At 25.3% G+C, this 22219-nt stretch carries 12 protein-coding genes and 2 pseudogenes; 11 read left to right on the forward strand and 3 right to left on the reverse strand.

The annotated features are described in order from the left end of the window. The first annotated feature begins 550 nt into the window (after positions 1 to 550). Positions 551 to 1470: pseudogene (gene speB / locus BMSBPS_RS04415) on the forward strand (agmatinase). Between the two features lie 749 nt (positions 1471 to 2219). Here the strand turns inward: speB and BMSBPS_RS04630 are convergent. Beyond that, positions 2220 to 2381: a hypothetical protein gene (locus tag BMSBPS_RS04630; RefSeq protein ID WP_158414192.1), complete on the reverse strand. Its 162-nt coding sequence runs from the start codon at positions 2379 to 2381 to the stop codon at positions 2220 to 2222. Positions 2382 to 3266: 885 nt separating this feature from the next. On the opposite strand from BMSBPS_RS04630, the gene BMSBPS_RS03925 reads away from it, so the two are divergent. Together BMSBPS_RS03925 and sbmA are read left to right on the forward strand one after the other, a co-directional pair. Beyond that, the gene (locus BMSBPS_RS03925; protein WP_200895192.1) at positions 3267 to 4688 is read left to right on the forward strand and encodes an amino acid permease; all 1422 of its coding nucleotides are present in this window, start codon (positions 3267 to 3269) and stop codon (positions 4686 to 4688) included. Positions 4689 to 7349: 2661 nt separating this feature from the next. After that, on the forward strand, positions 7350 to 8570 hold the full coding sequence (sbmA, locus tag BMSBPS_RS03930; protein ID WP_044170078.1) for a peptide antibiotic transporter SbmA: 1221 nt from the start codon (positions 7350 to 7352) through the stop codon (positions 8568 to 8570). Positions 8571 to 9275: 705 nt separating this feature from the next. Here the strand turns inward: sbmA and ftnA are convergent. Beyond that, entirely contained in the window at positions 9276 to 9770 is a 495-nt protein-coding gene (gene ftnA, locus BMSBPS_RS03935; protein WP_022564305.1) for a non-heme ferritin, read from the reverse strand. Positions 9771 to 10629: 859 nt separating this feature from the next. On the opposite strand from ftnA, the gene prfC reads away from it, so the two are divergent. The 4 genes from prfC (at position 10630) to hemW (ending at position 16208) form a co-directional block, all read left to right on the forward strand. Continuing rightward, a complete protein-coding gene (gene prfC / locus BMSBPS_RS03940) occupies positions 10630 to 12222 on the forward strand; it encodes a peptide chain release factor 3 (protein ID WP_022564306.1) in 1593 nt (530 codons plus the stop codon). A 434-nt stretch (positions 12223 to 12656) separates the two neighbouring features. After that, positions 12657 to 13103: a Holliday junction resolvase RuvX gene (gene ruvX, locus BMSBPS_RS03945; protein WP_022564307.1), complete on the forward strand. Its 447-nt coding sequence runs from the start codon at positions 12657 to 12659 to the stop codon at positions 13101 to 13103. Between the two features lie 334 nt (positions 13104 to 13437). Next, the gene (locus BMSBPS_RS03950; protein ID WP_022564308.1) at positions 13438 to 14136 is read left to right on the forward strand and encodes a YggS family pyridoxal phosphate-dependent enzyme; all 699 of its coding nucleotides are present in this window, start codon (positions 13438 to 13440) and stop codon (positions 14134 to 14136) included. A gap of 941 nt (positions 14137 to 15077) precedes the next feature. Next, complete coding sequence (gene hemW, locus BMSBPS_RS03955; RefSeq protein ID WP_022564309.1) at positions 15078 to 16208, forward strand: radical SAM family heme chaperone HemW; 1131 nt, start codon at positions 15078 to 15080, stop codon at positions 16206 to 16208. 193 nt (positions 16209 to 16401) lie between these two features. Here the strand turns inward: hemW and trmB are convergent, their stop codons facing one another. Beyond that, positions 16402 to 17130 carry a tRNA (guanosine(46)-N7)-methyltransferase TrmB gene (gene trmB / locus BMSBPS_RS03960; RefSeq protein WP_044169963.1) on the reverse strand — a complete coding sequence of 243 codons (729 nt, stop codon included), beginning with the start codon at positions 17128 to 17130 and terminating at the stop codon, positions 16402 to 16404. A gap of 150 nt (positions 17131 to 17280) precedes the next feature. Between trmB and mutY the strand changes: the two genes are divergently transcribed. The 4 genes and pseudogenes from mutY to BMSBPS_RS04465 all read left to right on the forward strand — a co-directional run. After that, positions 17281 to 18345 (forward strand): A/G-specific adenine glycosylase, encoded by a 1065-nt coding sequence (gene mutY / locus BMSBPS_RS03965; RefSeq protein WP_022564311.1) that lies wholly within the window; start codon positions 17281 to 17283, stop codon positions 18343 to 18345. A 33-nt stretch (positions 18346 to 18378) separates the two neighbouring features. Beyond that, positions 18379 to 18627 carry an oxidative damage protection protein gene (locus tag BMSBPS_RS03970; protein ID WP_022564312.1) on the forward strand — a complete coding sequence of 83 codons (249 nt, stop codon included), beginning with the start codon at positions 18379 to 18381 and terminating at the stop codon, positions 18625 to 18627. Positions 18628 to 18780: 153 nt separating this feature from the next. Then, the gene (locus tag BMSBPS_RS04825; RefSeq protein ID WP_407638118.1) at positions 18781 to 18975 is read left to right on the forward strand and encodes a murein transglycosylase domain-containing protein; all 195 of its coding nucleotides are present in this window, start codon (positions 18781 to 18783) and stop codon (positions 18973 to 18975) included. 317 nt (positions 18976 to 19292) lie between these two features. Beyond that, positions 19293 to 19667, forward strand: a pseudogene (locus BMSBPS_RS04465) (transglycosylase SLT domain-containing protein); the annotation flags it as partial. Positions 19668 to 22219 lie beyond the last annotated feature (2552 nt).

Here is a 22219-nt window from a genome sequence, read left to right on the forward strand (position 1 = left end):
TTAAAAATCTAATACAGTAATATAGCAAATATATTTACTTAATCAATAAACACTGTTTCGAAGTACAGGTATTGTAAAAACTTAAATAAAGAATATATCAAGCTAATCATGCGATATCACAATAAAAAAATTTAAGTGAAATTATAATTCATAGAACAGAGAGAAAATATTTTAATTAAAATTAATATAATCAAAATAACTATTAAATATTTGGTAAATTTGATAAAATTGCTGTGAGCAGAAAAATTTTTATGAAGTTTTATTCAAAAAATTTAAATTTTTATACAGATATCTTTAATAATTCTATATTTTATAAAAAATAAATGTTAGTTATATTAATAACAGTGAAAATCAAATTGATAAAATATTTAATTTTAATGAAAATTACGATCTAGTTTAAAGTATCTGTATTAATGCAATTAAGAATAATTCAGCATTATCCAGAATTATGAATCGTTATCTTTAAATCATAAGTTAACAATCCATTAAAAAACATGTTATTGAAGCTTTTATTGTTTTACTACATCATAAATCTTAAAGAGAGAAAAAGATGCATAATAATTTAGGAAATAATTATGATAAATCGTTAGTGTCTAATGCATTTGGTTTTATGCGTTTTTCTTTAAATTTTCAACCATATGATAGTAATGCTCAATAGGTCATTACAGGTGTCCCGTTTGATAATGCGACTACAGGCCGTTCAGGTAGTCGCTTTGGCCCAGCTGCTATACGTCAAATTTCTACCCATCTTACATGGGAAAACTGTAATTGGCCATGGGATTTTGACCTATGTCAGCGTCTCAAGGTATTAGATTGTGGAGATCTTGTTTACAATTTTGGTGATGCTCAAGAATTTTCTAACAGGTTACAGTTGCATTCAGAAAAATTGTTATATAATGGTAAACGCATGCTAACCTTTGGAGGTGATCACTACATTACATTGCCCCTATTACGTGCATACAAAAAATATTTTGGCAAAATAGCATTAATACATTTTGATGCCCATACAGATACATATTCTAGCGAAACAATATTTGATCATGGTACAATTTTTTCAACAGCACTTAAAGAAAAATTAATTGATCCCATTTGCTCTATACAAATTGGCATTCGTACTGCATTTAATAGAAGCATAGCTTTTAAGGTATTGGATGCTCAATATGTAAATGATTGCAATATTGATGATATTTTAATTCATATAAAAAATACAGTTAAAAATTTACCCGTTTATTTGACATTTGATATTGATTGTCTCGATCCAGTGTATGCTCCAGGTACTGGAACCCCTGTTATCGGTGGTCTTACTAGTGATAAAACACTCAGAATAATTCGTCGTCTGCGGCATATTAATATAGTAGGCATGGATATTGTAGAAGTAGCACCATTTATGATCATGCTGATTTGATTTCATTAACAGCAGCTACTTTAGCAATGAATATGTTATATTTACAAGGATCTGATAAAAATTAATGATATTGAGAACGGAAAATGCATATTGATTGAATATCATAGTTTTTTAGTTAATGAATAATAAATTTTACATTTCATTTTCGTTTTTTTAATAAAAGTCTAATGTATATCTTCTTGTTAGTAATAGATTATATCTAGTAATATCAAATATATAACAAATTTTATTTAATAAAAAATAAAGTAACATATAATAAAATTTCAATATTAATAAATTAAGTAATTTTTTAATATTACATGTTTCTATTAGATAGAAATTATTTACGATATTTAGTTGTGAAGCAGATTTTGTAGTAAAATAGTTTTAAAAGAACTCAAGATATGCATCTTGAATATCTAAAGAATTTTAGATCAATTATTAAGAGTTAAAAAATGTATATAATAAAAAAGATTTTTCTATACGCGGTATTATCTAATTGATAGATAATACTGAATAAACAATCTCATTGACACATACATTTACAATGTTACATATAGCAAATTTTGTAGATTGCATTTTTGATTATTTTAAAAAATTTTATTTTATTTATTAAATTATGATATCAAAAATCGCAACATTTATTTTATTTAATTTTTATCTTTGAGTATAACTATATTAGTTATACTGTAGAATTTCAGATTTATTCAGAATAAAACATGTCTTTTAATTGCGATATTTTAACTGGTCACTTAATTATTAAATCAAAAGTAATAAGTGATGTAATTTTATCATTAATACTTCGTTCATTTTAGCACATAAATATATATAGTTTTTAGTAATTTTTGTTTTTAAACCATAACGATATAGATTGAATCGATTTAATATTTTTCATGCTAAGCTCAATAAAACCCTTAGAAATTTGTAATTGCAATGCACTTAATTTAAAAATATTTTTTGCTTTTCTTAACATTATTTCTTCTTTTAAAGAAGACATTTAAGATTCTATTCTAAGACAGAAGATAGCAATTAATTAAGGTGAGATTAGTTTGAAGCTATTTAAACAAAAGAAAGAAGTTTTTTATTATAAATATATTGCTATTAATTATCTTAATATTTTCATGTTAGAAATTTTGGGATTTTTCAACGAATTCTTGGTATAATTTTCTATGTTGCTTATTGATTTATAAATGAAAGTATAGAATTTTTAAAAAAAGAAAAAAACTAAATAAGAAAGTTATGTAATGTAACACTAAATAAAATTATTTAAATAAACATGTTTTCATTGGTGATTAATACTAAAATACTTGAAATTTTTTTAAAGAAAAAATATTACACAATAATCTATTGTTTATAATGTCTTTTAAAGATTTACATAAAATTGAAAATTATAAAAGAAGAATAACTTATTGAATTATAAATATAATACTATTTTTAAATAAGTTTATCTAATGATTTTTACAAAAAAACATTTTTATTTTTTAATATAGAAAATGATTAATAGTTAATTGAGAAAAAATGAAATATTTAAATAAAATCAATTTATTAAATATTTTTAAAAAAATATAAAAACCATTTTTTTATCTGGAAAGATTTTTTTCCTTTTTGTAATAACTTCAGGTTAGTGTATTAACAGAATTAATATATTTCAGTAACTATCATGTATATGATTGATAATCTAGAGAGATAAGCTAAGATAAACGTTAGGAAAAATACAGAAGATCACAGACATAATATTTAATATATAAAAGTAAATATGTATTTATAGCGCTTAATATATAGCTAAAATTATTAATTTGTTATACCTGATGTGAGATAGTTACAATACATATTAGCAGGTAAAACAGTATGTTGAAAAAGATACATCTCATGATTGGAGTAAATCGTGCAGAATAGTAAAATTCCGGAACACGTTCAAGAAGTGCAATCCGAAAATAGAAAATTACTTAAGCAATTAGATAATCGTCATATACAATTAATAGCGATTGGTGGAGCGATCGGAACTGGATTATTTATGGGATCAGGTAAAATTATTCATCTTTCTGGTTCTTCAATTATTCTTACTTACACAATTATAGGTTTTTTTCTTTTTTTTGTAATGAGAGCCCTTGGTGAATTACTTTTATCAGATTCATCTTTTAATTCTTTTGCTGATTTTTCTACTGCATATATTGGTCCTTGGGCAGGTTTTTTTATTGGTTGGACGTACTGGTTAAGTTGGGTAGTTACTTGTGTTGGAGATGTGGTCGTTATAGGTGGTTATATGCAATTTTGGTTTCCAAATCTTTCTCTATGGATTTCTGCTTTTAGTGCATTAGGGTTTATGTTACTGATTAATACTCTTTCTGTACGTTTATTTGGTGAAATGGAGTTTTGGTTTGCGATTATTAAAATTGTAGCTATATTAGCATTAATATTAGTAGGTTTTGTAATGATCTTAGCAGGTTATACATCACCCGATGGTGTTAAAGCTTCCTTTAGCCATCTGATACAGAACGGTATGATATTTCCAAACGGTTTTCAAGGCTTTGTTTCTGGTTTTCAAATTGCTTTATTTTCTTTTGTTGGTATAGAATTAGTGGGCATAGCAGCTGCTGAAACTAAAAATCCTGAAGTCAATTTACCTAAAGCGATCAATGGAATACCTATAAGAGTAGTGCTATTCTATGTATCTTCTCTTGTATGTATTATTTCAGTATGTTCATGGGAGTATATTGTTCCAGATAAAAGTCCATTTGTCGGTCTATTTACATTAGCTGGTTTACCTACAGCAGCAGGAATAATTAATTTTGTTGTATTAACTTCTGCTCTTTCTTCAGCTAATAGTGGAGTATTTTCAACAAGTAGAATGTTATTTGGTTTGGCAAGGGAAAATGCAGCTCCGCATGCATGGGGCAAACTTTCAACACTTAATGTCCCATTAAGAGGATTGTTTGTTTCAGGATTGTGTATGTTCATTGGTGTAACACTTCTTTTCATTACACCAACAGTTATGGCGGTATTTACATTGCTGTCAACACTGTCATCAATAATGTTAATTTTTATTTGGAGTATGATTTTAATCTCGTGGCTTTCATATTATAAACAAGGAAAATGTATCTCTCACAATTTGAATTATAAATTACCTGGTGGAAAAGTAATGGCATGGAGTGGTTTAATATTTTTTTCTTTTATGTTAGTAGCATTAGCTTTTCAGCAAGATACTCGTAATGGTTTATTAATAGCACCTTTATGGTTTATCTGGTTAACAATCCTTTGGAAAACCAAAAAAACAACTAATCATTTAAAATTAAAGCAGCAGTAGAGAAATTTAATATAAATTAAAAATAAAATTTAAGAAAAAATAAAATATAATTTTTTTTGATAATAAATTTATCTAAATAATTGTAGAAAAATTTCAAATCTAATTAGTAGGTAATGCTATTTTATCTACAGAGTAAAAATTTTCTAAAATCCACTGAAACATGTAAATATCATATATGGAATTAAAGCAAATAATTAATTATTTACTAATATAGTAAATATCAAAAAATTATTACATGTATAATGAATGTAAATAATTAATTTATATCAGATGCTATAAAAATTAATTATAGAAAATATGATTTTTATAATAATTTAAAGGTAGATCGTAGATTAAATGTAATTTTTAATAAAATATTAAGATAATATATTGAGTATCAAGAAACTTGCTCTTAACGCAATAAATTTCAAAAATTTTTTTAAATATGTTGTAAATATTAATATATATTCATAAGTTAAAATTAATTAACTATAAAAAATGTAAACAATTTTGAAGATCTTACAAAATAAAAATAATTTAGAAAATTCTTTCAAAAGAAATCGAAATATAAATTAAAAAAATGAAACTATTAATTTCAAACTTATTAAAATCTAATCTTAGCATATGAAGTGTAATTTTCATGACTAGATTTAAATATAAAATATATATGGAAATGCTTTATTATTTTTATAAAATACTGTAAAACATAATTAAGAAAATTAAAACGTTATTATGTAAAAGTAAATTGAAATTTATAAAATAGTTCGCAGAAAATAATCAAATTGCTTTTGATCTGGATGTGATTAGGCCTCTTAATTATTCGTCGATAGAGAAATCAGATTACAATCTATTGAGCAATCTTCACATGTGCAAATAAATGTTTTTTATAAACATCGGAAAGCTAGTAATTAAATTATGCGTGAATATAAAATTTATTCAATGGCTAATATAATCATTTCTTTTTTTTATTACTATATCCAACTAGTCGAATCTAAAGTAACAAACAACGTCGTAAACAGAAATAAGACTGAAAACATATAATGGAAATTGCTATCTATCAGAATAGATCTTATAACAATCATGCTGAGCTTTCTGGCAATCTACATCAGTCTAAAATGGTCAGATAATGCTTTATGGGTTCATCACACAGAACGCTGACCAATCTTTAAAGGTCAAAGAATCCATATAGCAATTTAAGCACATCTATAGGTTTTTGTGAAGAAAATAATAAAATTGTTTATTGTTCATAGTTATAACGCCAAATATGTTTATAATTCTCCATATATTTTGATTTCTGACATTATGAATCCTTTTGTTACCGTTGTGATCTTATTGCTAATACATAATTATATGTTCGAATACAGTTTATCAATCACTATACATTGATATGCTTAGGTAAATTTCAATGTATTTTTGAAGAAAGAAAAAATCGATTTTTTAAAATGCTTATAAAGTAGGTGATGGATAAATTATCGCTTTAGAACTTTTTAACGTTTACAAAAAAATAACATATTAACCTGGTTGAAAAATATTAAATGATTGAACGTGAATTGTTAAATCAATAATGATCTATGAAGATCAATGTAAGTGTAAGTGAAGCAAAAATATATTTTTCTTTTTTACATAGATTAAGGATAATTAACTTTTAATTAATTGAATTAAAAGTTTTATATTACAGAACTAAACATATCATGCTAATTAATATAGTGAGTATGTTTTTGTAAAGTCAGTGTTTTCGCACAGTTGAATATTCATTAAAATTATTTTCAATGTCAATTTTTTAATAATTGACATTGAAAATAATTCGAGATGTTTTTCGTTCAGAATGCAATAAAATTCTATACATTCCAAAATTGCAAATTTATTTAGAGAACATTAGTCAGTCAATAAAGTACATTGCGTCCTTGTACACTGCCCCAAATTTTATCATGCTCTTCATAGATCATGATATTTTTTCATCAATTATTTCAAATAATTTAATATTTATTTTCATCTTTTAGTCTGCATTAAATAATGTTTAGTAAAATTAGTTCTTGTACCCAAATCGATTATTATCTGCTACACAATACGCCCCCCATAATAGGATACTATTATTTCTTTTACAAGATCAATCCATATAGTGTAGTCATCAATTCATTGAAAAATCTTTTATTGTTACTCCGCATCCTCTTTTTTTTTAAAATATTTTAAGTTTTATTAAAAATTTTTATATGAAAATCCCTTTCTTAATAAAATTAAAGTTTTTATGAATTTAAAATATATAAATATTTAATCATCCAATTGATATAAATAATATTTATTGGATATTAGGTCTGTAAGACAATCAATCTTATAGTAAATTTTCTTAATATATATAGACTCTAAAGCAGATTTTTCCCCTTTTAGATCACATGGTTTGATAAACATTCGCCATGCACCTTATATTGCTAACTAATTGCATTATAATGGTTTTTTGTTTATTATGTAAAATAATCTACCCATTTTCTATCTATAACTTAAGTAACAAGATAACACTGAAATATTAATAATTTAATTAATTTAAATAAATTCATAAAAATAAATAACTGCGTCTGCTGTTTTGAATTGCAACAATGAGGCTCTCATGGTCACAAGCAACTTACAAAAAATAGGTCCGTGTCTAGAGAGGTATAAACAAATAAATGCAACAGCGGAGTGCCTATGATGCTAAAATGCTTTTTTCCTCGGCCTGCGCTGTTTTTCACTTCTGCAGCAGTATGGAGTTTAATAGCAATTTTTGCTTGGTTTAATTATTTTAATGAAATTTTCGAAATATATCCATCAATACAAGAAAGAATGCAACAGCCCCTTCCAACTACAATAGGTCGTTTTGTAGCTCTAAGTCAATTATGGTTTTACACCTATTATTGGTTAGTAGGCGGAATGTTTGCTTGCATTTGGCGCATGATTGATGATCATCCTTGGCAATGTTGGTCTGTATGGGGATCAATATTAATTATATTTGTTACTTGGTTTGGTGTACAAGTTGGCGTAGGTATTAATGCTTGGTATGGACCATTTTATGATATGGTACAATTAGCTTTAAGCCAAACAAAGTCTATAGATATTAAACAATTTTATATTCAATTACTAGATTTCTTAGGAATTTCTTTAATGGCAGTACTTCTTGGTGTATTGAATTCTTTTTTTGTTAGTCACTGGGTATTTCGTTGGCGTATTGCTATGAATAACTATTATACACATAATTGGCATTATTTACGTATGGTAGAAGGTGCAGCACAACGTGTTCAAGAAGATACTATGCGTTTTGCTAGTACATTAGAAGATTGGGGTCTTAGTTTTATTCAAGCAATAATGACGTTAGTAGCATTTTTACCAGTTTTAATCGCTTTATCACATTACGTGGAAGAATTACCTATTTTTGGTGGTATTCCATATGCTTTAGTTATAGCAGCTGTACTATGGTCTTTATTTGGAACTATAATATTAGCGGTAGTAGGAATTAGATTACCGGGTTTAGAATTTCGTAACCAAAGTGTAGAAGCTGCTTATCGTAAAGAATTAGTTTACGGTGAAGATGACCCCAGGCGTGCTACCCCTATAACTTTGCAAGAATTATTTAATCGTGTACGATGCAATTATTTTCGTCTTTATTTTCATTATCTTTATTTTAATGTCACTCGAATTCTTTATTTGCAAATGGATAACGTTTTTGGTTTATTTATACTATTTCCGTCCATTGCAACCGGTGTCATAACCTTAGGTCTATTAAATCAAATTACTAATGTTTTTGATCAAGTGCGTTCAGCTTTTCAATATTTAATTACTTCATGGTCAACGCTCATAACTTTAATGTCAATTTATAAACGTCTACATTGCTTTGAGGAAGTTTTAAAAAATAACCCTATGTGGGGAAAAAATTAATTAGTGAACTGTCATGTTTAAACATGATTAATAATACATATTTAACAATCCCTCAAAATAACTTTCTACCAATTCCATATTTAAAAATAATTCAAAATTCTTCTAATATAATTTTATTTTTTTAATCTTATTTATAGTTTATAGAACAAATTTTATGTATAAATTAAGTTGATAATATAGATTAATTATTAAATTGAACTGCATTCGAGATTTTGATTATCAATACTATAATATAAAAATAATTATTTATTACAGTTAGTAATTAACGTATTACAATGTTAATTTAATTTTATTAAATTTTTTATTTAATATTTTATTAAATGATGTATAACGCATGTTCTTTAATGAATTCATATTAATTATTAATCAATAAATATACATTGATCTATCACTGTGAATTTTATTTTTTAATTGATATTAAAGACATATTTGTAATATATTTTCTAAATAATATTCATTAGGGTAAGAGATTATTTTAACAACATTTTTATTATTATTTTACAGTTTTTTTGAAATTCATATATTATATAAATACATAAACATATAAACTAATGCATTAATTTATATATAATATCGTTTGTATTATTAGGGTATTGAATAAATATTTTCAATTTTCTTAAATTTAAACACTTCTAATACTAAATATAACTTTATTATATTTAGTATATTAGCAGTAAGGTTTTTTTATTAAGATAATTATGGTTATCAAATCTCTCTCATACGTCCTAACTCCTTATCAATTAAAAATAAGCCTTCACCTTTATTACCTACTAATTTCAATTTATCTAGTACTGTTTTAAATAATTTTTCCTCTTTACGTTGCTCTGAAACATACCATTGTAGCAAATTAAAAGTAGAATAGTCTTGTGTGCTTACGGCGCAATTGATCAAATCATTAATTTTGTTGGTTATAAACTTTTCATGCTCTAAAGCTTCGCCAAGCACTTCTCTTAATGAATTCCAATTAAAAGGTGGTGCTGCAATATTGCCTATAATTGGTAATGCACCCGTATCACTTAAGTAATCAAACAAACGTTGCATATGTTCCATTTCTTCGCGGGCATGCATTTTTAGAAAAGAGCCGGTTCCCTCAAAACCCTTACTACTACACCATGCACTCATTTGTAAGTAAAGGTTAGAAGAGAAAAATTCTAAGTTCATTTGATTATTTAATAAAGAAGTCATTTCAATACTTAACATATATAGTATCCTTTAGTGTACTATGTATAAACAGAGTTAATTATATTTGTATTGATTTATTAGTTTTGTATATTACATTAAAGTTAATTTGATATTTTAACATAATTAATTAATATAAATCAATCATATAGATATATAACATATATTGGATGTTCTTATTGAAAAATTAAGAGTAATCGCTTAAACTTATATTATTAGAGCTATTATTTTGTTTAAAATAAATAATATTATTATTATTTATTTTAAACAAAATAATAGAATTAAAAACGAACAATAAAATTGATAACAATCAATTTTGATATTGATAACAATCAATTTTGATATTGATTAAAATTACAAAAATTTATTAATGAACTTTAATAAAAATTTTGCTAATATTGTTATTTATAAATGTTTATATTTAACTACTGAAGTAAGCAAATCTATAAAAATTATATTTTTAATTTATTAGTTTAAAAAATATTAATTGATTTTTTGTAAAAAAACAATGTAATATATGAAAATATTATTTTTAATGACAGATACTACAAATAAATTTACATATGATGATGCTAATATTAATTTTATTAAATAATAGTTAGTAACTTATATCTAAATAATATTAATGAAATGATTTTTACAATATTTCATTTGATTTAGACTTTGTAAAATTGTAAAATTATGCATTAATACTGAATTATTTTAAATATGTCAATTAATATATCATACTGTTAAATTATGATATATTAATTGACATATTTATTAGAATTAGTAATCTTTTATCATTGCAAGTGATATTATCTAAGTAAGGAAATCAATAAAAAATTTAATTTTTAAAAATTATTAAGATATTTCTATTTAATAAAGAAGAATACATATTATGTCCAATATTAAATTTTTAGAAGAGGTTAATCGTCGCCGTACTTTTGCCATTATTTCACATCCAGATGCTGGTAAAACAACTTTTACAGAAAAAGTTTTATTATTTGGAAAGGTGATTCAAACAGCCGGAACTATTAAGGGTCGTGGTAGTAATGGTCAATATGTAAAATCTGATTGGATGGAAATGGAAAAAGAAAGAGGCATTTCAATTACTACATCCGTAATGCAATTTCCTTATTGCAATAATATTGTTAATCTATTAGATACTCCTGGTCATGAAGATTTTTCTGAAGATACTTATCGTACGTTAACAGCTGTCGATAGCTGTTTAATGATAATTGATGCTACAAAAGGAGTGGAAGAGAGAACACGTAAATTAATAGAAGTTACTCGTTTGCGTAGTACACCTATTATTACTTTTATGAATAAATGTGACCGCGATATTCGAGATCCTATTGATTTATTAGATGAAATAGAAAATGAACTTAGAATAGCATGTGCATTAATTACCTGGCCAATAGGGTGTGGCAAACTGTTTAAAGGAGTATATCATCTTTACAATGATCAAACATATCTATATCAGTCTGGTAAAGGGCACACTATTCAACCAATCAATATTTTAAAAGGATTATATAACTACGAACTTGATAAAAATATCGGTAACTATTTAGCTGAAAAATTACGCGATGAACTAAAATTACTGAAAGGTGTTTTACATGAATTCGATCAAAAAATGTTTGTAAAAGGTGAAATTACACCCGTATTTTTTGGCAGCGCATTAGGTAATTTCGGTATTAATCATATGCTAGATGGATTGATTTCTTGGGCACCATGTCCGATTGCACGCCAAACTAATATTCGTATTGTCAATGCAACAGAAGAGCAGTTTAGTGGATTTGTATTTAAAATACAGGCTAATATGGATCGCAAACATCGTGACCGTATAGCTTTTATACGTATAGTATCCGGGAAATATAAAAAAGGTATGAATCTTTATCAGGTTCGTACTCGAAAAAATATATCAATTTTTGATGCATTGACCTTTATGGGTAATTGTCGTGTTCATGTAACGGAATCTTATCCGGGGGATATTATTGGTATACATAATCATGGTACGATTCAAATTGGCGATACATTTACTCAGGGTGAAAATATTAAATTTCAAGGTATTCCAAATTTTGCACCTGAGCTATTTCGTCGTATTCGATTACGTAATCCACTGAAGCAAAAGCAATTATTAAAAGGATTAGTGCAACTTTCTGAAGAGGGTGCTGTTCAAGTATTTCGATTGCTATATAATAAAGAATTAATTGTAGGGGTGATTGGTATTTTGCAATTTGATATGGTAGTAGAACGTTTGAAAAGTGAATACAATGTTGAAGCAATATATGAACCAGTAAATATAGTAGCGGCTCGTTGGATAGAATGTAGTGATGTCAAAAAACTTCAAGAATTTCAATGTAAAAATATGCTCAATCTTGCGGTTGATAATAGTGATAAGTTAACCTATATCGCACCCACTATGATCAATCTTAATATTGTGCAAGAACGTTATCCTGAAATAATTTTCCAAAAGATACGTGAACATTAGATGATACTTAACATCATTAAGATCTACAAGCATTAAAATAATATAATTTATACTATTGGCTAATAAATTTTAAATTCTTATTGTGATTAAGATCAACTGATGATATTTGAAAGTATCATAACTCAAATATAAAATTTAAATAGCTTGCATTTCTATAATAATATGTAGACAGTATTAAATATATATAATTAAATAATGCATCTCAATTAATTTAAACTATTTTGGTCTTTTTTAAAAGAACAAATTTTGCTACAGTTCATTAACTAAATATCCATTTTATATCATAATTATACACTTCTATTTTATAATGTATGTGATTGTAAATAAATCATTTTCAGAATGGAATGTATATAAATGATAATTTATAATTCAATAAGTGTAAATGAGAAAAAATAAAACTTAACTAATTAATTTATATGGAAGATTAAATATTAATGGTTAGTGACATTTTACTTGGTTTCGATTTTGGAACTAAAAGCATTGGTGTAGCTGTTGGTCAAAAATTAACATGTACAGCACGAGCTTTAACTACACTTAAAGCCAAAAATGGAAAACCACATTGGCATCAAATTGCCAAATTACTAAAAGATTGGCAACCAAATTATACAGTAGTTGGACTCCCTCTTAATATGGATGGTACTGAACAGCCTCTGAGTAAACAAGTATATACTTTTGCTAATGATTTATTTACACGTTTTGGTATTACTGTTAAATTACAAGATGAACGTTTGAGTACTATAGAAGCACGCGCTTTGCTTTTTAAAAAAGGTGGATATCGTGCGTTACGAAAATCTAAAATCGATTCACAATCAGCAGTAATTATACTACAAGATTGGTTTGAAATGAATAAATTTTACATCAATACTTCTTTAATTTTTTGATTATATTATATTTTAATATCTTAGTGATATATATTTGAAATAATATTTGCTTTACTAAACGTAGTCTGAAAACACATTGATTGGCAATTTTTTATTGCAAACTGTATTTATATAATACGTAAAAATTAAATATCTTGAAATATATTTTTCTTTGAAGATATTTTTTAAGTGCAGATAGATATCATTTAATATGCCTTTTATTGACTATGAGTTTATTTAGTCAAAATAAAAAGTATTATTTGATTATGATTACTCTCCTTTCTACAAGTTGTAGAAAATGTGCTTTTTTTTAAATGAATACAATTGAAATTAACGGTATTAAGACATAATAATTATGAATGATGTTAAAAATAATCTGAAACGAGTGCATGAACGTATTGCTGATGCTGCAAAGCGTTGTGGACGGATCCCACGAGAAATCAAACTCCTTGCAGTTAGTAAAACTCGATCTACAAATATGATAGTAGAAGCAATTACTGCCGGACAATATGCATTTGGTGAAAATTATGCACAGGAAGGAATTAAAAAAATAGCTCAATTAGCGAAATATCGCGAAATAGAATGGCATTTTATTGGGCCGGTACAATCGAATAAAAGCCGTCTAGTAGCAGAAAATTTTTCTTGGTGCCATACTGTCGATTGTTTGCGAATAGCTAAACGTTTAAACGAGCAGCGTCCGAAATATTTACCATTACTAAATGTATTGATTCAAGTAAATATTAGTAATGAAAGCAGTAAATCTGGTGTCATTATTAACACTAACGCACTAGAAGAGTTGGTAAAAGAAATTTTAATTTTGCCTGGTCTGTGTTTACGCGGGTTAATGGCAATACCTGCTCTAAAACAAGATAAAGAATACCAGATAGCAATATTTCGTCGTATGACCAATATTTTTAATGCGTTACAAAAGCGATATTCAAAAATAGATACACTGTCTTTGGGTATGAGTAATGATATGGAAGCGGCAATTTTTGCGGGTAGCACCTTAGTACGAATTGGCACAGATATATTTGGCTTAAGAGATTATAGGTGAATTTAAAAGCAATAATTGAGTAATTTGATTTTTTAATTAAGAATGTTAAATTATATTTAATATTAAACTAAATTATTCCTGCATATTTAAAAATTTTTACTAAAGTATGATTGTCTATATTTTTTAGCTTTTCGATAAAGTTATATTCTGATTATTGACTCTCTAATTTATTAGAGAACCATCTATGAATAATAGTTAAATTTAATAGTTATATAATAAATGAATATTGTTCTTGATAATATCAAAAAATATTTTATTTTATTGTTTGCTAATATATTTTTTAAAATATATCATGAATTGATAAAACGAGTTAATTAAAACAGTTTTGAAATCATTGATCATGCATTAAGCTAATTAATGAAAATATTAGAATTATTGACTTGTCGCATTTTATACCTAATAGCTTATCAAGAATTTTTTACTATTCTAATTAGAATTTAGATAATAATTTTTCTATTATATACAAATATTACCAATATTTTTAATAAGGTTAGCAATCTCATCTTCAAAAAAATTAAACTTTAGTTTAATAAAAATCATATTAATGCAATGGGTGATTTTTTAATCTTAATTATTTATAAATAACCATTTAAAATAGTTTTTATTTTATAAAAAATACCATCAGAAAGTAATGCAATACGTTAACTGCAAACATAAAATCTTACCTAATGCAAATTAAATTTTTCAATTTACTGTTTTTGTTATGTATTTATAATTATAAAATACTTAAAGATCTATTAGGTTAAAATCATTAACATATATTATTTTATATAATTTACTTTAATAAAATATTTTCTAAATTGGTTCGGATTAAAATGTATTACCATTTTAGAATTACTGTAATATTACAATTTTAAAAAGATAGTCCTAGATTAATACAATTTTGAACTATTTGTCATTATATTTAAATATTGTTATTAAAATAATAGAAATAGTATACAATGTGCGAATTACCATCGTTAAGTCTATATATTCATATTCCTTGGTGCATAAAAAAATGTCCATATTGTGATTTTAATTCACATACTTTAAGGGGTGAACTCCCAGATATAGAGTATGTACAACATCTGCTTAATGATTTAGAACAAGACTTACCTTTTATTTCAAAACGTCAAATACGTACTATTTTTATTGGCGGTGGCACTCCCAGTCTGCTGAGTGGTAAAGTAATCAAGATATTAATAGAAGGCATATATGCTCGATTATCGTTAATATCAAATCCAGAAATTACTATTGAAGCAAATCCAGGCACGGTAGAAGTAAATCGTTTCATTTCTTATCAAGAGGCTGGTATCAATAGAATTTCTATTGGTATACAAAGTTTTAATTTACAACAATTAATCAGCATAGAACGCGTGCATAGTCCAGACGATGCATTGCAAGCAGCTTATATAGCCTCATGTCTGAAATTACGTAGTTTTAACTTTGATTTAATGTACGGATTACCGAATCAATCATTAGAAGATGCACTTGAAGATATCCAAAAAGCAATTTCGTTTAATCCATTTCATTTATCATGGTATCAGTTTACTATTGAACCAAATACATTATTTAGTGCAAATCCACCAAAATTACCTAATGATGATTTACTATGGGATATTTTTGAACAAGGAAATTATTTATTAACCAGGTCGGGTTACAAGCAATACGAAATTTCAGCTTACTGTAAGCCCGGTTATTATTGTGAACATAATCTTAATTATTGGTATTTTGGAGATTATATTGGCATTGGATGTGGTGCTCATGGCAAACTGACACAGTTAGACGGTCGTATTTTTCGAACAATAAAAACTCGAAATCCATATAGTTTTATGAAAGGTAGCTACTTGTTTAAGAGGTATGAATTAGCCGATTCTGATAAACCGTTTGAATTTTTTGTTAATCGTTTTCGATTATTAGAGAAAATACCACGCTCTGATTTTCAATTTTATACAGGCATGAATGAAAAGGTTATTCGTCCAAATATTAATCAAGCTATTTCTGCTGGATATTTACTAGAAACTAATAATTTTTGGATCACTACTCAGAAAGGAAGACTTTTTTTAAACTATCTATTAGAATTTTTCTTATAAATAAATATGAAACCATACACATGGTATTAAGATATATTAATAATACTTAAAATGTTATTTTTTAATACCTGAATATGTAAGATTACAGTATAATTTTTTTTAATTGATATAACTAGGTATATATATGTAATATATTTTCAATTAAACTTTTTAATTAATCAATACAATATGTTAGCAATTAATTTAATTAATATTATCTAACGCGTTCGAATATTAAAGTGCATATATTATGATTTAATATTCGAGCACGTTGTTCGAATTTTGTTAATAAATGTGTTTTATGTTGATTTATAAAATAATTATTTAGTGAACAATAAGAATAACCATGAACACTATTCATGATTTGTATGATATGGTTTACGTAAGCTTCACAGTCCGTCACTATATGTAATATACCGCCTAAATTTAGTTTTTTCATAATCAGTTCAATAAAGGGTTTTTGTATGATACGGCGTTTATTATGACGTACCTTATGCCATGGATCAGGAAAGAAAAGTTGTAACACATATAATGCATTATCCGGAATCATTCTATATATTACTTGAACAGCATCATAGTATATCAAACGTAAGTTAGTAATGCCTGCTTTTTTAGCTGATAATAAACAGCTACCTATGCCTCGTTTATAAACTTCTATACCTATAAAATTGTGATTTGGATTATCTTTCGCCATTTTTACCAACGAATTACCCGTGCCAAAACCAATTTCTAATATTATTGGTGATGTACCACCAAAAAGCGTTATTAAATCTAATTGCTGTTCCTGAAATTCTATACCGATTTCTTGCCAATAATTTTCAAATGCAAATTGCTGTGCCTTTGTTAATCGTCTATGACGGCAAGTAAAACTTCGTATATAATGAAATTGTTTTGCAAAGCATTTATGAAATTTTTCAAAAATAATAAGATTATTATTAACCATGTTCAAGTTTGTTAATTTAGATTGTTTCAACTACTCGAATCATATACTATAAAATAGTATTTAGTAATTTTTTAAAACTTTTTTATGTTAATATTTTGATATGTATATCGTAGATAGTCTTCGATTTTATAAGTGTGGAAAATTTTTTTTATGATACAAAAAGCGCAGTTTGCACTATTTTTATTAAAATGGTATGAGCATTTTGGACGTAAAAACCTACCATGGCAGATAGAAAAAACTCCATATAAAGTATGGCTGTCTGAAATCATGCTTCAACAAACCCAAGTTAAAACTGTAATCCCTTACTTTCAACGATTCATTGTGCGTTTTCCTACCATTACTGATTTATCAATTGCATCATTAGATGAAGTGCTCTATCTTTGGAGCGGATTAGGTTATTATGCACGCGCACGTAATCTTCATCAAACAGCAAAATTAATTGTAGATAAGTATGACGGGCAATTTCCTAATCAATACGATCAGTTATTAGCAATGCCAGGTATAGGCCGTTCTACGGCTGGTGCAATTCTCTCATTATCCTTTGGCCTACATTTTCCAATTCTTGACGGTAACGTAAAGCGTGTGCTTTCTCGCTGCTATGCAGTTAATGGTTTACCGGGTAGTAAAGAAATACAAAAACGTTTATGGAAAATTAGCGAAAATATAACACCTATAGAAAAAGTTGGTCTATTTAATCAAGCAATGATGGATTTAGGCGCGTTAATATGTACCCGCTGTCATCCTAAATGCAATATTTGTCCATTGCATGATGTTTGTATAGCCTATAAAGATGGTAACTGGAGTCATTACCCAACTAAAAGATCTAAGAAACAACTACCGAACTATACTAATTTTTTTTTAATCATACAACATGGTGAGAAGGTATGGTTAGAACGACGTCCACTTATAGACGGTTTATGGGCAGGATTATTTTGTTTTCCAAAATTTAACAAAGAGATAGAATTAATTGATTGGTTAAAACAACGTAATATTAAAATATATCCTCGAAAACTTAATTCTTTTAAACATATTTTTAGTCATTTCTATTTACATATTGTTCCTATGTGGTTGATATTGCCATCTTTTAATTTATTAATTGAAGATAAAGGATCTGCATGGTATGATTTAATCAATCCTCTATCAGTAGGTTTAGCAGCTCCGGTAAAGAAATTGTTAAATAAATTAAAAAATAATCTTCTGCATACTACACCATAGGTTATGTAAAGTCATTGGAATGTGGAAAAATTAATGAAACGTACTATTTTTTGTAGGTATCTTCAATGTAATGCTGAAGGGCAGGATTTTCAAATTTATCCCGGCCAATTAGGTAAAAGAATTTATAACGAAATTTCAAAGCAAGCTTGGAAAAAATGGATAGTTCAGCAAACAATTTTAATAAACGAAAGACATCTTAATATGCTGCACTTGGAAGATCAAAAATTTTTAGAACAAGAAATGATTAATTTCCTTTTTAAAGAAGAAACTGTATATAATTAACGAGTTATTTTAGAATAAGCAATTTTCTTACATGAAAATTTTTTTACAAGTTAGGTAGTACATGAATAATAAATAAAAAAATGATGATTGTTCTAGTTTTGTTTGCATGTTTATTGACGTTTTGAATACAAAATTAGTCAGGATATTATAATAATTGCACAAAAAAATACTCATAGGTTTAATACATTGGTAGAGCAGTTTTCTGCTAATGTGGAGAGTGTTGTTTGGAAGATCAAAAAAGTTTTAATTTTAGGTACACAAAATTTTGTTAGGTATACTTTTAATTATTATACTCGTAGTCATATAAATTTTGAAAATGATAATATCACCATTGAGACTGATACCTAGTTTATGTAAAACAATTATTGCCAGTTTATTGATGATTAATTAGCAAAGTGCCAATATTCATCTTAATTTAAATAAAAAAATCTTGATATTATAAACAAATTATTGCTTATATACACATATTAGATGATACTGCCTAACTGATCCATTGCAAGTATCATGCAACAATTGTTTAGATTATCTAATTCATAATAAATAAAAAATATGTTTCCGATTTGGGTATTATAGTATGTTAATGACGCAAAATTATCCTGATAAGCGTGAATATCAGTATCTACCTAATAGTACGTAAAGTTTACTAACAATAGAATGTTCATTCTTCGTTAATATTGGAAATTATACAAATTGAATGCAGCTTTAACCTTTATGCAGTTAGTCATTATAATGCAGTTGGATTAATGCAAATTATGCAAAATTCTGCTGGTCTTGATGTATTTAAAACGAAAGGTAAATATGGTCAACTAAGTCGATTTTATCTATTTAATGTAAAAAATAACATTGATGTTACTGCTGAGTATATAGAGTTATTGCACAATTACCTTAATGAAATTATTGATCTATTATCGCAGTGTTATTTAGTAATTACAGCGATAATAAAGAGATTAATAGTATGTTATCTATTTTCTCTAACAAAAAACATGAATCCTTTTCAATTATCAAATTTATGTCACTTGGCCAAGTTCACGAAGAACTAGCTAGACAATCTGCTTCTATAGGATCTTATTGTTACTTATATAAAGTAACTGGTGCGCAAAAAAATGATTATTATTTTTGATGTTTATAAAATATATCATCTTGATTATTGTGTAATACTAAAATTTTAAATTTATTGTAAGACATATAAATTATATTTAATATCATTTATATCCCAAGTAATTTTATTATTTTTTTCTTAATAAGAACCTAAGTATGCGTTTTTCTAATTATATCATAAATATAAAATTAAAGTCTGTTTGATTGAAAATAGTATATGAGGTAGTTAAATATTAAATTTGTTTTAGAATCATCTACAAATGATCTTTAAATCTTTTAATTATGTGTTTAATTATATTTTTTAATTGTAAATTTTTTATTGCTTTAAAATCCATAATCAAGTAAATAATTATTTCATTTAAAATATAACTTTTATAAGTTAAAACTTTCATTATAGATTTGTTATAGAATATTTATTAATATTTATTGAATGTAATTAAAATATTAATAAATTAATTTTTAGTATCATAATATTTTATATTTAATAAATTAATATCAATATTAACTGATTCATATCATCCTATAATCTTAAAAATTCAATTTAATTAATAATTTATAATAAATAAAAAATACAATTATTATATTTGTTAATTTTTCATTAAAGAAATATACACAATATATATGTTAACAAGAATTCATTATACTATCATATATGAACATTTATAATAATAGATCTGAAATGTTCATATAGCATAAAATTGTTTTAACTAAGTAAAATTAATACGTTATATTGCTGAGAACAACGATAATATTTTCAAATAAATCATATTTATATATTTTTTTATTATATTGCTATTCTAATTTTTAGAAAGTTAAAAATTTTTTCTATATAAATGTTAATATGTATAAATTTTGAATTTATTATAAAAATTAGTAGGTAATAGTTATTAGAATGAATTTTTCTAAAATATGTCAAATCAAAAAAATTTCTATTACTATATGAATTATTAAAACTTTAAATAATAAATTGTTTATTAAAATTATGAAGTGTATTCTTAATTACAAGAGTAATTATATTAAAACAATAAGATATAATCTGTAATAAATGTCACATAATGTTTATTTTTGAAATTTATTTAAATTTTTTTTAAAGTAGATAGGAATTTTACATTGTATATATTTTATGTAAAATATTAAAGAAGGTATTTTGTATAACTAAAAAATTAGGTTTATTAAATAATTAATTTTTAACAACTTTTAAGTTAGTACTATTTAAAAAAGAAAAATTTTCCAAATATAAAATTAGCATACACAAGATAGTCAATTCTAATATTAATTTTTAAAAAATATTTATATTCGCCATATTTTAGCATAAAAAGTTTGAATTTTCAATAAAAAATAACACATTGTTTGTCTTTTATGCTAGAGATAGCCTATAATCACTTACTATCATAAGTAGTATTTAATATTATTTTTGAAAATTATCAATTTATTGTAAATCAATTTAAAATTAATCTAGTAATATATTACTGTTCTACATAGTAATTTAGCAAATTGATAATATTAAGTAAGTTACTGATTATTGATCAATTTTATGCGTTTAGTTTATATTTTGATAAAACAATAGTAAAAATTATTTAACCTTTTAAATTTACTAATTATTTTATAATACTAAATAATGGTATTTTAAATAAGCTTGTTTAAAAAATAAAATAGCTTATCTATGATAATATTTGCTAACAATTACTGAAACTTTGATTTTCTTGGTAGAAAGCATAGATTATATGATGTATTTCATTCAATGCAGCCGAATACTAGATCGGCGGTACTAGATATAGATTAAAATCCAAATTAACCAATTATATAATAAATATTCTTTATGTTTCTTGAGTTCAAAAATTTATTAGACACTTCGGTTAGATCAAATGATTTATATTTTTTACAAAATTCTTTTCTTTAAAGTATTTGCTTTTAAAATATATAGAGATAATATTTATATAGACTTAATTAGATTTAAATTTGCTGTATTACATTATTTAACAGGACATTTTGTCTTTGCTGATGTATTTATTAAAACAACAGCGTAAAATTTTTTCATTGTGTTCAATCTATGTTCATAGATGATAAACGGAATCATTATCTGTATAGATATGGTGTATAAAATATTTAATTTAAAATTAAATATTTTCATAAAAAACAAGTCATAATATATAATATTTTTCAATCTTAGGTTGCAAATTAACATACTAGGTATGTGTATATGATGTAATCACTGCATAGGGACATAATTATTTAAATATTGTTATTGTAATGTATCATAGCATATCGCGATAACGCCGTAGTTTTTTGTTTCTATAGATATTAAATTTTTAATATAAAATATACAAACTATTCTTTCATAGCTATATAATTCAAAAAATTATTGCAAAAATATTTTTTTTGATCATTTTTGTTTTATGAAATTCAGTGTCCTATTTACATGCAGGCTGCAAACCAATAATATGCAATTTATTATACAAGATAAAAGAAATGAGATTTTTATTTAAATTAAATA

Origin of the sequence: Candidatus Pantoea carbekii (assembly GCF_000971765.1) — a bacterium.
Taxonomy (GTDB): domain Bacteria; phylum Pseudomonadota; class Gammaproteobacteria; order Enterobacterales; family Enterobacteriaceae; genus Pantoea_A; species Pantoea_A carbekii.

What these genes read in the sequence shown, in the direction of transcription:
- BMSBPS_RS03950 (WP_022564308.1), top strand. Translation starts at nt 13,438, where the DNA reads ATGAATGATGTTAAAAATAATCTGAAACGAGTGCATGAACGTATTGCT.
- BMSBPS_RS04630 (WP_158414192.1), bottom strand. Translation starts at nt 2,381, where the DNA reads ATGTCTTCTTTAAAAGAAGAAATAATGTTAAGAAAAGCAAAAAATATT.
- BMSBPS_RS03970 (WP_022564312.1), top strand. Translation starts at nt 18,379, where the DNA reads ATGAAACGTACTATTTTTTGTAGGTATCTTCAATGTAATGCTGAAGGG.
- sbmA (WP_044170078.1), top strand. Translation starts at nt 7,350, where the DNA reads ATGCTAAAATGCTTTTTTCCTCGGCCTGCGCTGTTTTTCACTTCTGCA.
- mutY (WP_022564311.1), top strand. Translation starts at nt 17,281, where the DNA reads ATGATACAAAAAGCGCAGTTTGCACTATTTTTATTAAAATGGTATGAG.
- trmB (WP_044169963.1), bottom strand. Translation starts at nt 17,130, where the DNA reads ATGGTTAATAATAATCTTATTATTTTTGAAAAATTTCATAAATGCTTT.
- ftnA (WP_022564305.1), bottom strand. Translation starts at nt 9,770, where the DNA reads ATGTTAAGTATTGAAATGACTTCTTTATTAAATAATCAAATGAACTTA.
- ruvX (WP_022564307.1), top strand. Translation starts at nt 12,657, where the DNA reads ATGGTTAGTGACATTTTACTTGGTTTCGATTTTGGAACTAAAAGCATT.
- prfC (WP_022564306.1), top strand. Translation starts at nt 10,630, where the DNA reads ATGTCCAATATTAAATTTTTAGAAGAGGTTAATCGTCGCCGTACTTTT.
- hemW (WP_022564309.1), top strand. Translation starts at nt 15,078, where the DNA reads ATGTGCGAATTACCATCGTTAAGTCTATATATTCATATTCCTTGGTGC.